The organism is Actinocrinis sp. (genome assembly GCF_035946395.1).
Taxonomy (GTDB): domain Bacteria; phylum Actinomycetota; class Actinomycetes; order Streptomycetales; family Catenulisporaceae; genus Actinocrinis.
This window is the reverse complement of the sequence record NZ_DASYZI010000144.1, coordinates 65,906-80,939: the sequence shown is the minus strand read 5'-3', so window position 1 is coordinate 80,939 and position 15,034 is coordinate 65,906. Positions and strand designations below refer to the sequence as shown.

Annotated in this window: 7 protein-coding genes; 4 read left to right on the top strand and 3 right to left on the bottom strand. The window is 70.3% G+C overall.

All coding sequences use genetic code 11. The annotated features are described in order from the left end of the window. The first annotated feature begins 172 nt into the window (after window positions 1–172). Both VGS97_RS09345 and VGS97_RS09340 read left to right on the top strand, forming a co-directional pair. Window positions 173–1,015, top strand: a complete 843-nt coding sequence (locus VGS97_RS09345) for an SAM-dependent methyltransferase (protein WP_326852915.1) — start codon at window positions 173–175, stop codon at window positions 1,013–1,015. Window positions 1,016–1,147: 132 nt separating this feature from the next. Further along, complete coding sequence (locus VGS97_RS09340; RefSeq protein ID WP_326852914.1) at window positions 1,148–4,222, top strand: RICIN domain-containing protein; 3,075 nt, start codon at window positions 1,148–1,150, stop codon at window positions 4,220–4,222. Window positions 4,223–4,279: 57 nt separating this feature from the next. Here the strand turns inward: VGS97_RS09340 and VGS97_RS09335 are convergent, their stop codons facing one another. Then, window positions 4,280–5,356: a LacI family DNA-binding transcriptional regulator gene (locus VGS97_RS09335; RefSeq protein WP_414641672.1), complete on the bottom strand. Its 1,077-nt coding sequence runs from the start codon at window positions 5,354–5,356 to the stop codon at window positions 4,280–4,282. Between the two features lie 255 nt (window positions 5,357–5,611). Here VGS97_RS09335 and VGS97_RS09330 point away from each other — a divergent pair, with 255 nt between their 5' ends. After that, window positions 5,612–7,651, top strand: coding sequence for a glycoside hydrolase family 127 protein (locus tag VGS97_RS09330; protein ID WP_349262063.1), 2,040 nt, complete (start codon window positions 5,612–5,614; stop codon window positions 7,649–7,651). 176 nt (window positions 7,652–7,827) lie between these two features. On the opposite strand, the gene VGS97_RS09325 is transcribed toward VGS97_RS09330, so the two are convergent. Next, window positions 7,828–10,506 (bottom strand): glycosyl hydrolase, encoded by a 2,679-nt coding sequence (locus VGS97_RS09325; protein WP_326852911.1) that lies wholly within the window; start codon window positions 10,504–10,506, stop codon window positions 7,828–7,830. A gap of 181 nt (window positions 10,507–10,687) precedes the next feature. Next, window positions 10,688–12,922, bottom strand: coding sequence for a B12-binding domain-containing radical SAM protein (locus VGS97_RS09320; protein ID WP_326852910.1), 2,235 nt, complete (start codon window positions 12,920–12,922; stop codon window positions 10,688–10,690). A 140-nt stretch (window positions 12,923–13,062) separates the two neighbouring features. On the opposite strand from VGS97_RS09320, the gene VGS97_RS09315 reads away from it, so the two are divergent. Then, the gene (locus tag VGS97_RS09315; RefSeq protein ID WP_349262062.1) at window positions 13,063–15,027 is read left to right on the top strand and encodes a radical SAM protein; all 1,965 of its coding nucleotides are present in this window, start codon (window positions 13,063–13,065) and stop codon (window positions 15,025–15,027) included. Window positions 15,028–15,034: the final 7 nt, after the last annotated feature.

The window sequence follows — 15,034 nt, the reverse complement described above, 5'->3', positions numbered from 1 at the left end:
CCGCCGAGACCGCTACGAGCCTTCCGCCGACCGCTCGCGTCCTGCCCTTTCGACCGCGCATACAGGTTCCCTCCCACGTCACAGACTAGATCAGCACTCGATGCAGTAGCATAATCTGAGCGGTATCGGAGTGATCTGACCATTGATTCCCGAACGGCGGCTGGAGACGGACATGACCGGTTCTGACCCACGCCCTCAGCCCGTCATCCCGCTGCTCCCCGGCCTTGACGCATCGGCGATCGACACCAGTGTGCCGCATCCGGCCCGTATGTACGATTACTTCCTCGGTGGTCACGACAACTACGAGGTCGATCGGGACGCCGCAGAGCACGTCATCGCTGTCGTCCCGGAAGTGCGGGCGATGGTGCGGGAGAACCGCGCGTTCCTCGGCCGCTCGGTGCGTTTCCTGGCCGAACAGGGCATCAGGCAGTTCCTGGACATCGGCACCGGCATCCCCGGGCCGGGCAACACCGGCGACGTGGCGCACGCGGTGACCCCGGACGCCCAAGTGGTGTACGTGGACAACGATCCGATCGTCATCGCCCACGCCAACGCACTGCTGGCCGGGCACGATCCCAAGCACAGCTCGGTGATCCACGCCGACCTGCGCGATCCGGAGTCGGTCCTGCGCCATCCGCGGACGAACGCCGTGCTCGACTTCGACCAGCCGGTCGCGATCCTGCTGGTCGCGGTGCTGCACTTCATCGAGGACGACGACGATCCGGCCGCGATCGTGGACCGGCTGAAGCAGGTGATGACGCCCGGCAGCTTCCTGGTCGTCTCGCACGGCACGAGCGACATCGACCCGCAGCGGGCCGCCGAGGCGGTCCACACCTACAACAAGGGCGGCGCGCGGATCGTCGCGCGCACGGGGGCGCAGATCCGCGGCTGGTTCGACGGGCTCGAACTGGTCGATCCGGGGCTGGTCCAGTTGCCGTTGTGGCGGCCGGACGGAGAAGTCCCCGGCGACATCTCCGACATCTGGTGGTACGGCGGCGTGGCCCGCAAGGACTGAGCCCGTAGTCAGAGCACGGATGCAGCCCGAGCCGGGTTCGAAGAGCCCTGTTGACAGGTCCGTCCGGCCGCTCTACGTTTCCCCCCGCTGGGCACCGGTTCGTCCCTCACTTCGAGCAGGGAGCGGTAGCCCATGCGTGTCAGACGTCGTATCAAGCTGTCCAGACGCCGCGGGATCGCGGCACTCACCGCCGCGGCGTTGTTCGCGGCCGGACTGTCCGTGGTCACCGCGGCTTCGCCCGCCGCGGCCTCGGTCGCGTTCACCTCCACCGCGGTCGACCAGGGCAGCGGCGACTGCCTGGACGATCCGAACTCCTCCACCACGACCGGGACGCAGCTGATCCAGTGGTCCTGCAACGGCGGCACGAATCAGAACTGGACCTTCACGCCGGTCTCCGGCACCACGGCCTCCTACACGGTCACCAGCGGTGTGTCAGGCCTGTGCATTGACATCTCCGGCCGTTCGACCGCTGACAACGCGCAGGTCATTCAGTGGAGCTGCAACGGCCAGACGAACCAGGAGTTCACCCTGGTCCCGGTGTCCGTGAGCGGCGTGACAAACACCTTCAACCTCCAGGCCGTGCACTCCGGCAAGTGCATCGTGCCCAGCGGCGACAGCACCGCGAACAACACTGTGCTCGTGCAGCTGCCGTGTACGACCGCGACGACGCGCGTGTGGCGGCTGCCCGCCTACAGCAGCGGCGGAACCGGCGGGAACACCGTGACCGTCACGAATCCCGGGACGCAGACCTCGACGGTCGGCGCCGCGGTCTCGCTCCAGATCGGGGCCACCGACTCGGCGTCCGGCCAGACGCTGACGTACTCGGCCTCCGGCCTGCCCGCCGGGCTGGCGATCAGCTCCGCGGGCCTGATCTCCGGGACGCCGACGAGCGCGGGCACGTCGAGCACCGTCGTCACCGCGAAGGACGGCACCGGGGCGTCCGGCACCGCCTCGTTCGGCTGGGTGGTCAACACCACCGGCCAGACCTACCAGGGCATCCCGGCCGTGGCGCCCAACGCCTGCGGGAACTCCGGCCTGCCCAACGCCTACGGCACCAACTTCCCGACCCCGACCGACCCGTACGGCCAGGGCTACTACAACGAGACCGCGCTCGGCTGGGACGGCAACTACTGGCCGGTGTTCCAGTACCTGTCAGGGTCCTTCTTCGCGCGCGGCGTGCCGACGACGTACAACGCCAACGGCACCAACATCTGTGGTGCGATGTACTCCTTCAGCATCTACCAGCTCGGCGGCGCCCGGCCCGCGCAGTCGGTGCAGTGGACGCAGGAGAGCGGCTACCTGCCCGCGATGACCACCTCCTTCACCTCAGGCAGCACCGCGGTCTCGATCAAGGAGTTCGAGGACAAGGTCACCATCGGCGGCAGCCCGGTCGGCGTGGTCTACGCGCGTGTCGCAGTGACCGACAACGGCACCGCGGCGATCACCGCCGACCCGGGCGGCTCGGGCCCGAACCTGGTGCGCCTTACCAGTACGTCACTGAACACCGTGCAGCCCGGCACGACCAACGACAACGACTATCTGGTCGCCGTCGACAACTTCGGCAGCGGCGCCGCCCTGCCCACCGGCTCGACGCTGAGCGCGAACGCGCCGGGCTTCGACGCCGCGGACGGCGCGATGGCCGCGTACTGGAACGGCCGCATCGGCGAGACCGCCTCGTTCTCGCTGCCCAACGTGGCGCTGCCGAACACCGACAACCTGGCCAACCCCGGCGCCGCGCTGGTGAACGCGTACAAGGCCGGGACCGTCTACAGCCTGATGATGCAGATCGGCGAGGCGCAGTTCTCCGCCGCCGATAACTACGCCTGGCTGCTCAACCACGACGTGCCCGGCGAGCTGAACGCCCGGCTGGAGACCGGCGACTACCACGACGCGCAGAACCTGCTGCTGACCGCGCGGATCTCGCAGGCCACGAACTTCAACGAGCACGGCGCCAACTGGTACTTCGACGGCGACTGGAAGACGCCGAGTTCGTGGGCTTACTACCTGGCCAAGACCAACGACACCGCCTTCGTCGGCCAGTACTTCCACGACGACGCGAGCGGTTCCAGCCAGTGGGGCCCGAGCCTGTACACGATCATGCACACGATCTACACCGGCCAGCTGTCCTCCGACGGGGCGCTGGCGTCGAGCTTCGACAACGACTCCTCCGGCCGCTGGCTGTTCGACGACTACTCGGCCCTGGAAGGGCTCGCGGCGTACAAGTACATCGCGACCCGGCTCGGCAACACGACCGAGGCGCAGTGGGCTGACACCGCGTACAGTTCGCTGCTCAGCCATGTGAACACGCTCGTCGGCAGCGACGAGTCGGCCAACGGCTTCAGCTACCTGCCGTGCGTGATCGACCAGCCCAACTCGGCCAACCGCTGCAACACGTACAACGACGCGAACTGGGCCTCGCCGGTCTGGGTCGGCCAGAACCAGTGGTCGACGATGCTGATGGGCGGCACGCTCAGCGGCGTGGTCGGCGATCCGGCGCAGGCCGACAACATGTATGCCTGGGGCTTCGCCCGGCTGGCCGCCAACGGCCTGCCGTACCCGACCTTCGGCGCCTTCAACGGATATTCGACCGCTTACAACACCGCCTACGCCAGCGACGGCCTCTACGGCACGAACTACAGGGACCTGCCGATCACCAGCTACGCCTGGCAGATCGCGACCACCACCGGCGGCCCGAACGCCTGGTGGGAGGCCAACGGCTCCGCGCCGAGCGCGGCCAACCCGTGGATCGGCAGCCACGCCGGCCCGGAGTTCGGCGCCTGTCCGTACGCCTGGCCGATCTCGGCCCAGCAGGAGGGACTGCTCCAGTCGATCGTCGCCGAGGGGCTCTCCGCGACCGGCAGCGGTCCGTACACGTACACCCGTCCGCTGTACATCGGACGCGGCGTACCGAACGCGTGGATCGCCTCCGGGCAGACCATCTCGGCGAACAACCTGACTACGTCCTATGACATGAGCAGCGGCGCGCGCACGACGTACGGGGTCTCCATCTCGGTGACTCAGCCTTCGACGCGCGTCGTCACGGTCAACCTGTCCGGCACGCTGCCGGGTGGCGCGGTGCTGATTCAGCTGCCGATCTTCAACTCGGTCGCGGTGAACTCGGTCACCGGCGGGACGTACAGTTCCACCAGCCACACCGTCACCGCGACCGCCGGTGCGACGCAGGTGGTGATCACGCTGGCGAGTTGATCCGGCAGTTCCCGACCGCGGCCGCCCGGTCAGCACTCTCCGGGCGGCCGCGGCACGCTAAGCGATGGACGACTGGCGCACCACCAGGCGGCAGGGCACTGTCTCCACACCTGACGCCGGGCGGTTCGCGATCGCGTCGAGCAGCCGCAGCGCGGCGATCCGGCCGATCTCGGCGAGGCTGAGGTCCACCGTGGTCAGCGCGGGCCGGCTGCCGGTCGCCATGACCTCCCAGTTGTCGTAGCCGACCAGGGCGACGTCCTCGGGGACGCGCACCCCGGCCTCGCGCAGCGCGTCCGCTGCGCCGCGGGCGATCAGGTCGTTCCCGCAGAAGATCGCGTCGCAGCCGGGATCGGCGCGCAGCACCTGCCCGGCCGCGTGCCGTCCCCACAGCTCGGTCCACTCGCCGTAGTACACCCGGCCACCGGACAGTTCGAGTCCTGATTCGGTGAGCCGCCGCCCGGCGTGGTCGGCGCGCACCGCCGCGGCGTGGTGGTGCGCGGGACCGGTGATGTGGGCGATCCGGGTGCGGCCGGAGTCGACCAGGTGCGAGACGGCCAGCCGGGCCCCGCCGGGCTCGTCCGCCACGACCGAGACGTCCCGCGGGTCGGTGGACGGGCCGAGCGCGTACACCGTGGGCACCTGGGCGCTGCCGGCCAGCGGGGGCCGCGGGTCGGTGCGCCGCCCGGTGACTATGATGCCGTCGATCCGCCGGGCCAGCAGGGTACGTACGTAGTGCTGCTCGCGGATCGCGTCGCCCCGGCTGTCGCACAGCAGCACCGAGATCTGCTCGGGCCCGAGCGCGTCCTCGGCGCCGAGCAGCACCGGGATGCTGAATCGGCCGATGCTGTCGGTGGTGATCAGGCCCACCGTCCACGTGCGCCCGCTCAGCAGCCCCTGGGCGAGCGGGTTGGGGTGGAAGTTCAGCTCCTTGGCGGCGGCGAGCACCCGCTGCCGGGTCTCCGGGCGCAGCCGGCCGCGCCCGTTGAGCGCCTTCGACGCGGTGCCCGCAGCGACCCCGGCCAGAGCGGCCACCTCGCCGAGCGTCGCCGGGGCGGTGCCCGGCCTGGCCGCGGCCGACCGCCGTCCCGGTTGTTTTCCCGGCACGGTCCGCCGCTGTGGCAAGTTTCCCGGCATCGCGGCATCCGCCGCCTCGGTCCGCGGCGCATCGCGGCGTGCCCTCTCGCCGCGAACCTCGGGCTCTGCCATGGACAACCCCTTTCCCGGGAACGCCTCCAGAATCTCACACCGACCTGCGCATCCGGCGGCGCTTGACGCGATGCCCCCGGGCGTCTAGCTTCACCGATAGGAAAACAGGAAAAGGTTTTCCTATCCTGCCGAGCGCTTGCCGAGCACCCGAGGAGACCAGGCGTGACCCGCGGAACGCAGCCGATGACGCGCCGGACGGCCGGTCCGCTGCGGCCGATCGCCGAAAGGCGTTCCTCGCTGCGCCCGGTGGCCGGGCCGCGGATCACCGGTGGGTTCTGGGCGCAGCGGCGGCGGGTCAACGCCGAGGTTTGCATCCCGCAGGGGCCCGCGCTGCTGGAGGCCGCCGGAAACCTGCACAACCTCCGGCTTGCGGCTGGCAGCGCCGAGGGTGAGTACCGCGGCGCGTATCCGTTCGTCGACACGGACGTTTACAAGTGGCTGGAGGCAGCCGCCTGGCAGGCCGCTGAAACCGGCCCCGGCCATGAGCCCCCGGGCGAATCAGGCCCCGCTGCCCGGCCCGCCGGCGACCTGGATCCGTTCATCGACCTGATCGGGCGCGCGCAGCAGCCCGACGGATACCTCAACAGCTGGTTCCAGGTGGTCAAGGGCGGGCAGCGGTACGCCGATCTACGCTGGGGCCACGAACTGTACTGCGCGGGCCACCTGATCCAGGCGGGCATCGCGCTGCACCGCGCCACCGGTCGCGCCGACCTGCTGGAGATCGCGCGCCGTTTCGCAGACCACATCGACGCCACCTTCGGCTCCGGGCGGGCCGTGGACGGCGTGTGCGGGCACCCCGAGGTCGAGACCGCTCTGGTCGAGCTGTACCGGGAGACCGGCGAGCTGCGCTATCTGGATCTGGCCCGCTACTTCGTCGACCGGCGTGGTCACGGGCTGCTGGCTCCGGCGGACGAGCGCGACGGCGGCGGGGGACCGGCCTACTGCCAGGACCACGTGCCGGTGCGCGCCGCCCGCGAGGTGACCGGCCACGCGGTGCGCCAGCTCTACCTGCTCGCCGGGGTCACCGACGTCGCCACGGAGACCGGCGACGCCGGGCTGCGCGCGGCGGCCGAGCGGCTGTGGTCCGAGATGACCGCCCGCAAGACCTACCTGACCGGCGGGCTCGGCGCGCACCACGACGACGAGGACTTCGGCGACCCGTACGAACTGCCGAACGAGCGTGCCTACTGCGAAACCTGCGCCGCGGTCGCCTCGGTGCAGTGGAGCTGGCGGATGGCGCTGCTGACCGGGCAGGCGAAGTACTCCGACCTGGTCGAGCGGACCTTGTTCAACGCGGTGCTCTCCGGCGTCTCGCTGGACGGCGAGCGCTGGCTGTACGTCAATCCCCTGCAAGTGCGCGACGGTTACCTGGCGACGGACGGCGACCACGGCGCACGCCGCGTCCCGTGGTTCCGCTGCGCCTGCTGCCCGCCCAACGTCATGCGGCTGCTGGCGAGCCTGCCGCACTACTTCGCCTCGACCGACGATTCGGGGCTCCAGCTGCACCAGTACGCGACCGGCCGCTACGGCGGGCACATCGAGGCCGGAACGGTTTCGGTGCAGGTCGAGACGGACTATCCGTGGAGCGGGACGGTGTGCGTCACCGTCGGGGAGAGCCCTGACGGCGAATGGACGCTGTCGCTGCGCCTACCGGGCTGGTGCGGCGCGTTCCGGCTGGCCGTCGCGGGCGAGCCGGCGCAGTCCCTCGCAGTACCCGAAGACGGCTGGCTGCGCATCCGGCGCGCCTGGAGCCCCGGCGACGCGGTGCGGCTCGACCTGGAGCTTGCGCCGCGGCTGACCGTCGCGGATCCGCGGGTCGACACGGCGCGCGGCTGCGTGGCGATCGAGCGCGGGCCGCTGGTCTACTGCGTCGAGGGTGTCGACCATCCCGGCGGCGGGCTCGACGATCTGGTGATCGACACGGCGACCGGGCTCGGCGAGAGGCACGACCCGGCGTTTCTCGGCGGAGTGACCGTGCTGCACGGTGCGGCGCGACGGCGCGGTACCGGAAAGGCGAGCGCCGGCGCCGGCGCAGGGAACTGGTGGCCGTACCGCGGTCTCGACGGTGCTGACGGCGCCGACAGGAGTGCCAACGGCAGCGGGAATGGGGTCGGCAGCGGGGTCGGCAGCGGCGGCGAGCCGTTCAAGCTGATCGCGATTCCGTACTTCGCGTGGGCGAATCGAGAGGACGGCCCGATGCGGGTCTGGCTGCCCACGCGGTAGCGACTTACGCGGTGACGAACCACAGACTCCGCTGCCGCCGCACGGTGCCCAGCGGCGGCAGCGGCCCTTCTCGGCCGGTGGATGGTTGGGAGCGGCGCGGTGCTGTACAACTCGCCGTGAGTTGTCCAGCACCGCGCCGTTTCTTCGTGTGCTTGTCTTCCTCGTGTGCTTGTCGGTTACGGCATCGGTACGGACCAGATACCGCGTCCGTGCGTGGCCACGTAGAGCGTCTTACTGTCCGGACTCGGCGTCAGGTAGACCGCGGTCGCCGTCGGCAGGTTGCCGTTGGCCGTGATGTCGCTCAGGCCCAGGCGCTTCCAGTGGCCGAGGCCGTCCGCCTTCACGTTGTCCGTGAAGACGCCGAGGTCGGTCGCGACCACGATCGTGCCGTCCGCGGCGATCAGCGTGCGGTTCGCCGGGGCGTCGGGGAACGAGTCGGCGGCCGAGGCGTCGCCGGTGACGTCGGTCCAGGTCGCCCCGCCGTCGGTGGTGCGCCAGATGTGGCCGTATCCTGCGCCGGGCGCTTCGTGCCAGGCGCGCGAGAATCCGGACAGCGTGACGTACGCGGTCGCGCCGGTCGTGTCCGCCGGGTCGATGGCGACTCCGGAGATGTAGCGGTTCGGGAAGTCGGCGGGCAGCGTGATCTGGTGGAACGCGCCGCCGTAGTTGGTCATCACGCCGCGCCCGAAGCTGCCGCTCGGATTGCACGTGCCGCACCATCCGGCCCAGATCACGTGGTTCTGGCTGGCGATGGCGGTGATGGAGTGGCCCGCGCCGGAGTCGGCCAGCTTCTGCCAGTCCGCGCCGGAGGTGCTGCTCCAGGTCTTGGTGTTGCCGTAGACGAACTCGCCGCCGGCGACCCAGAACCCTGAGTCGACCGAGTCGGCGCCGAACGGAGCGGTGAACCGCGCGTTCGGGTCGCCCGGGTTGATGTTGGTGATCGAGGAGGGCGTACCGTCGTCGTTCGCGGTGTAACCGCAGTTGTTCGTCACCGACATCGCGAGGTTGGTGTACTCGCCCACCGTCTGGCACCCGTTGGCCGGGTTGACCATCTGGTCGCCGCCGTCGCCGCCGAACGGCTCGGACATCTCGCCGGCCGGGTTCAGCTGCTCGGTGACGGGCGTCGTCGTACCCGGATAGGTGTACGTGTACGTAGAGCCCTGCGGCGAGGAGAAGGAGACGCCGTTGTCCTGAAGGCCGCCCCAGACGGCGACGCCGCCGGAGGCCAGCGTGCCGGCGCCGACCGAGTAGTACTGAAGGGTGCGCAGCGTTCCGCTGCTGTTGAGGTTGCGCCAGCCGGCCGAGGTCTGCGTGGTCGGCCTGGCGTAGATGCCGCCGTCGTTTCCGGCGTAGACCTCGGGAGCGTGTCCCGGCCACGCGCTGAAGGCGAGCGCGTGCTGGTCGGAGTGCATCACGTTGCCGTCACACGTGTTCTGCGACAGCGTGTAGCTGAAGCACGGCAGGCCGAAGTTCCAGTACCGGCCGACGGCCTGCCAGTTCGCCCCGCCGTCGCGGGACTCGTAGACCTCTTCCAGACCCAGGTACACGTGGTTCGGGTCGGCCGGGTCCACGGCCAGCGACTGGTCATACCACGCCTGGACGCCGGGCTGGTATCCGGGGCCGATCAGCGTGCGCTTCATCGCCGAACCGCTGGCGGCCAGCTGGCTCGACGTGGCGATCTGGTCGTACGGCCCGTTGATGTTCCCGGAGGCCGAGACGTACGCGCCGGCCAGCACCGTGCTGGAACCGGCCTTGTTGATCAGGGTCGTGGACTCCATCACCACGTACAGGCGGCTGCCGTCGGCCGCGTACGCGAAGGTCGCGTTCCCGATCTCCTTCGGCTGGATCGCCCCGGTCGGGTTGGCCTCGGACCAGGTGTTCCCGCCGTCGCGCGAGTAGTAGAAGCCGTTGTAGGCCGCGCCGCTGCGCCACGCCACGTCGGCCACCAGCGAGCGGCCCGAGCTGCCGGGCTGCACCGCGAGGTCGGAGGCGATGTCCGCGAACGTGCTGCTCACGCCGCAGGTCACGCCGGAGACGCCGACGCCGGCGCAGGGCTGGAGCACCGCGGTCCACGCGGTCGGCTGCGCAGCGGTCAGCGACCGGCGGTAGATCCCGTGCGAGGTGACCGCGAAGACGTAGCCCGCCTGGGCGTCGGGCCGCAGTTCGTGGATCGAGGTGCCGTCGAGCTCGCCGCCGCCGACCTGGTCGGCCGAGGAGAACGTGCCGGTCGACGGGTTCGCCAGCCGGTAGACGCCGGAGCCCGCGTAGTTGTCCGAGGCCGTCGTCGCCTCGCCGGTGCCCAGCCAGAGCGAGCCGTCCGGCATCAGCGCGAGGGAGCCGACCGACAGCGCCGGCAGGTGGTCCGCGATCGGGGTCCAGGTCCCGCCGTCGTCCGTGGACCGGAACACGCCGCCGTCGGCGCCGCCCGCGTACAGCACGCCGACGTGCGTCGGGTCGACCGCCAGCGCGGCGATCCGGCCGGCGGAGTAGCCCGCGCCGCCGCCCGAGTTGGAGGCGGCCTGGTCGCGGTAGTGCAGCGAGTCGGAGGCGTACGGCTGGGTCGTCACCTCGGAGAAGGCGGCGGAACTGACCGGCATCTGCGTGACGTGGTTCCACGCGGCGGCGTAGGCGCCCGCCGTCACGGAGCCGTCGGGGGACAGCCGGGGATCGTTGTAGGCGCTCAGTGCGCTCATCAGGTCGTCAGATTCGTCGCCCGCCGCCGCTGAACCACCCGTATTGTTGGCGGAGGGGGCCGCGCCGGCCGGAAAAGCCACCCAGACGGCAGTGGCGACCAGTGCGGCGACGGACAGCGAAACGAACGCGAGTATGCCAGGTTTCGAGGACGGTTTGTCCATATCTCTTCCTGTCCAGGCGGTTAAGCGCCTTGTTGGCGCGATCCCGCCGCGTGGAATGTGGGTCGCCAGGCAGAGTGCACATTAGTCGTGTGCCGCGCCGCAGCCAATGATCGCGACAGCCGTTTTCTTTTCGGCGCTGGATTTCGTGCGCTGACTGCGCCGGAACACGGGAATCGGCCGGTCACGCTCCCGTGTCGGCCGAATCGCCGGTCGCGGTCGTGGCCGCGGTCAGCGCCACGGCCGGTTCGGGAACGTTCAGCTCGCGGGCGAGCAGGCCACGGTATGCGCGGGCCAGCGCCGAATCGGCGGACCCGGTGGCGCCCGGCGGCAGTTCCACCTCACGGCCGTTCGGGAGGATGAGCAGGGTCGTGCTGCCGCGCGGACCACGGCCCGGTCCGGCCAGCCAGCGGGCCATCGTGGCGTGCGTCGCGCCGGTCTCGTCCCGGTACTGCCGCCGCACTTCGCGCTGCATGTCGTCCAGGCCGGTCAGCTCGTCCAGCGAGCCGAAAGAGGTCTGCACCTCGGACGGCACGGCCAGCGTCACGCGCGGACGGCGGTCCGCCGACGTCTTGTCCCCGGCCGGCGGGACGAGCCGGCGGCCGTAGCGCGCGAAATAGAGCATGGAGTGGCTCGAATCGATGCCGCCGAGGAACGGCCGGGGGAACGGGGTCTTGTCGATCCAGCTCAGCGCCCGCGCCGGAATCCGGTCGTCCCCGTTGCCGGGCAGGTGGCGTATTCCGCTGTCGACTTCCACCCACGGCATGTAGCGGACGATGTCCATCGACGCGGGGGAGGGCAGCAGTTCGACGCCGAACCGGTCCGGCTGCTTGGCGACGATCGAACCGGGGGTCAGGCCGAAGCGCCCGACGCCGGCCACGGTCCACAGGTCCGCGTGGTCGCGCAGGAACTCGTAGGTGGCCAGCGCCTCGTCCGCGCTCTCGCTGGGGAAGTCGGTGAATCCCATCATCTGGGCCGCGATGCCGTGTTGCGCCAGTTCCCTCAGCACGGCTGGGACGTGCGCGATCGCCACGCCCTTGTCGATGAGGTCGAGGATCCGCTGGGTCGCCGACTCGTAGCCGAAGGAGACGGCGATGCAGCCGGAGTCCGCCAGCGTGCGGCCCACCGAGCGCTGCGGGAAGGTGCGCTCAAGCCGCAGTTCCGCGCTCCACTTCAGGCCCATCGCCGACTCGGCCATCGCGGCGGTCAGCCGGCGCAGATAGCGCGGCGACATGGCGTCGACCGCGAAGTACAGCATCCGGCCGTAGCGCTTCGCCTCGGCGAGGTCGGCCATGACCTTCTCCAGCGGGCGCTCGCGCGAGGGCGAGGTCGGCCGGTCGTCGTTGAGGCCGTAGTCGCAGAAGGTGCACTTGTTCCAGTAGCAGCCCCGGGTCGGACTGTAGAGGATCACCGGCTCGGGGGACCAGTAGCGGTCCCACTCCCACACGTCGAACGCCGGAGTGGGCAGGGCGCCCACGTTCTCGTAGTTGATCCGCTCGTCCGCGGAGGTGGCGGACGGGGTGAGCACGCCGGCGATGCCCGCCAACGAGCCGCCGGTGCGCACCGCGTCGAGCAGCGCGACCAGAGGTGACTCACCCTCGCCGGGGACGATCGCGTCGACCTCCCGGAAGATGCGCCACACCGTCGACCGATCGAGCGTGTACTTGACCACGTCGCACACCTCGGTCCCGCCGAAGACGATCACGGCGTCCGGGACGAGGCGGCGGGCCATCCGCGCCATCTTCAGCGCGACCGGAAGCTGCGCCGCGTAGTTGACGGAGAAACCGATCAGCCGCCACGGCCGCTGCGTGAGCAGCCGGGTGAATTCGGACTCCAGGTACTCGGCGAAGGGGCTGGCGATCGCGTCGATCACCTCGGGGTCCGCCAGATCCGCGCTGCTGCACAGGTTCGCCCCCGCCTGGAGGCGCAGCGAGAAGGAGTCGAGCAGTCCGGGCGGCATGTCGAGGGAGAACAGCTCGCACCAGCGGTAGAGCACCGCCACGGCGTGCTTGTACGTGGGCAGGTGGTAGAAGAGTTCGGGATCGCGCAGCACCGCTATCGCCCCGCGCACCGAATCGGCCGTCAGGCCCTCCGCCGCGAGCGTCTGCCGGTAGCGCAACTCGTCGCCCCGGGTCCGCACCGGCGCGCAGTCCAGTTCCCGGCGCAGCCGCCGGGCCCGCTCGATCAGGCGGGCGCACTGCTCCGGCCGGGCCAGGAACTCGAACGCGTCGAGGTTGGCGTCGACGCAGCGCTCCCCGCGGTATCCGGCCGCCCGGGCCGCCGCCACAAGGTACGGGATGGAGTGGTATGGCTCCGTCGGGTCGGTGATCGGTGGGTTGATCAACAGGTATGGGAGCTCGTGGACATCCTGAGCACGGCCGCGTTGCACCGAAGGCAGCGGCAGGAAGACATCTGTCATGCAGTGCCTCAGGAGAGTGTCGGTGGCTTTGGATGGTTGCGGATCCCCAATCATTCGTAGCACCGGATCGGCTGCCGCGACAGGTGTCGCAAGGATGTTCCAGGTGGCGCAGCGTGGCGCATCATGTGAGCGTGACCGACATGCTGCTTGTCAACGCGTCCAATTACCCAGCTCTGCCTGTGTATCCGTACGCGTTCATTCAGGTCTCTGCGATCGCCGCGCGGCACGGACTGAGTGTCCGTCGGCTCGATCTGCTCGGGCACGACCGCGGTGCGTGGCCCGAACTGATCGGCGCCGCGGTCGCACAGGCGCAGCCCCGGTCGGTCGGTCTGCACCTGCGGCAGGCGGACTCCCTGTTCATCTCGGACTACGCCGAGAGCTCGAACCCGGGCGCGGCCCGGTACTTCCCGGTCGACGCGACCGTGCACGCCGCCGAGATCGTCAGGACGATGACCGGCGTGCCGATCTTCGTCGGCGGGTTCGGATTCACCACCCACGCGCGCGCGGCGCTGGACCGGATCGCTCCGGACTTCGGCGTCGTGGGGGAGCCCGACCAGATCTTCGAGCGCTTCGATGAGGTCCTGGATGGCGCCGGCCCGGACCGTGCCTGCTTGGACGGCGTCGCCAACCTCGCGTTCCGGGACGGCGGCCGGTACCGGATCAATCCGAGGGTCCACTTCGGGCCGGCGGACCATCCGGAGTACACCGAGACCCTGCTCGCCGAGCTGGTGGCGTTCTACGGCGAGGACGCTCTCGGCAGCCCGGACGGACCGTACGTGCCGGTCGAAGTCATGCGCGGCTGTCCGTACCGCTGCTACTTCTGCTCCGAGCCCATGGTCAAGGGCAGGCGGCACCGGACCCGCGACCTCGACGTGGTGATGGCGGACGTCCGGTTCCTGGCCGATCGCGGGATCGGCCGCGTCTGGCTGGTCTGCTCCGAGATCAACATCGGGGGCAACGAGCTGCTGTTCGAGATGGCGCGGCGGATGCGGGAGCTCAATGACGGCCGCCCCCGCCCGGTCTCCTGGTGTTCGTATCTGCTGCCCAACCCGGAACTGAGCGCGCGGCAGATCCGCGAGCTGCTCGAATCGGACTTCGTACCCGGGTGGAACCAGTTCATGTCCTACGCGGACCGCAACCTCAAGGCCTCGCTGGTGCCCTATCGCTCGCGGCACGCAGTCGCCGCCCAGCTGGCCTGGGTGCGCGAGGCAGGGCTCTTCAACCGGGAGCGCGGGATCCCGGCCCGCCCGCAGACGCTGGAGATGTTCCTGGGCAACTCGTACGCGGACGGCGAGACGATCGCCACGACCCTGGCGCTGGCTGCGCGGGCCGGCGTCCCCGAGCATTTCGACAATGCCCGGATAACCTGGGCGACCCGGGTGTTCGATCTCGGCGCGGGCCCGATCGGCGACCCGGGCGACGACGCGTTCTCGATCTCGCCCGGCGGTGTGCTGCCGCAGGTCGACCTGCTCCAGCCGACGTTCAGCTTTCCGCACCGGATCGTCGCCGCGCTGGGCGGTGTCGAGGCAGCCGGCGAGTTCTTCTCCTACGTGGAGGACACCTTCCTGTCCACGGCGGTCCGTTCCCGGCTGGACTGGTGCGCGTTCCTCGCCGACGCGACGGACCGGGCCACCGTGGAGGGCTGGTGTGGCGAACTGGCCCGCGTCGCCGCGAATCCGGCCGACGGTGACGCCGGCCTGGCCGCGCAGGCAGCCGCGGTGCTGCGCGTGCTCGGTGGCCCGGCCGGGGGCGGGGCGATGCTGCGGAAGTTCTACGAGCCCGCGCAGCAGCGGTCGGCCGCGCTACGGCTGATGGCCGGGATGCTCGTGGAGGTCCTGGTCCGGCTGCGCGCGTCCGAGGTCGCCAAGGTGTTCGAACTACTGGGCCTGCCGCGGTACTGGGACGAGGGAGTACGGATCCCGGCCTACGAGGTCGGCCGGACACTGACCGCGCGCTACCGGTCCGCGGACGAGTTGCTGCGTGACGTGACCGCCGTGACCGGCCACCCGCCGGAGTCGATCCCGGTTCTCGCGGCGCGGGCCTGCCTGTTCGCGAACGATGTCAGGTTCAACCCGCAGTATGTCAGACTCCTGTTTGCCCGCTGATCCCCCG

Bases quoted from the DNA above. Each gene is read 5' to 3' on its own strand.
- VGS97_RS09345 (WP_326852915.1), top strand. From the start codon at position 173: ATGACCGGTTCTGACCCACGCCCTCAGCCCGTCATCCCGCTGCTCCCC.
- VGS97_RS09315 (WP_349262062.1), top strand. From the start codon at position 13,063: ATGCTGCTTGTCAACGCGTCCAATTACCCAGCTCTGCCTGTGTATCCG.
- VGS97_RS09335 (WP_414641672.1), bottom strand. From the start codon at position 5,356: ATGCCGGGAAACTTGCCACAGCGGCGGACCGTGCCGGGAAAACAACCG.
- VGS97_RS09320 (WP_326852910.1), bottom strand. From the start codon at position 12,922: ATGACAGATGTCTTCCTGCCGCTGCCTTCGGTGCAACGCGGCCGTGCT.
- VGS97_RS09325 (WP_326852911.1), bottom strand. From the start codon at position 10,506: ATGGACAAACCGTCCTCGAAACCTGGCATACTCGCGTTCGTTTCGCTG.
- VGS97_RS09330 (WP_349262063.1), top strand. From the start codon at position 5,612: ATGACGCGCCGGACGGCCGGTCCGCTGCGGCCGATCGCCGAAAGGCGT.
- VGS97_RS09340 (WP_326852914.1), top strand. From the start codon at position 1,148: ATGCGTGTCAGACGTCGTATCAAGCTGTCCAGACGCCGCGGGATCGCG.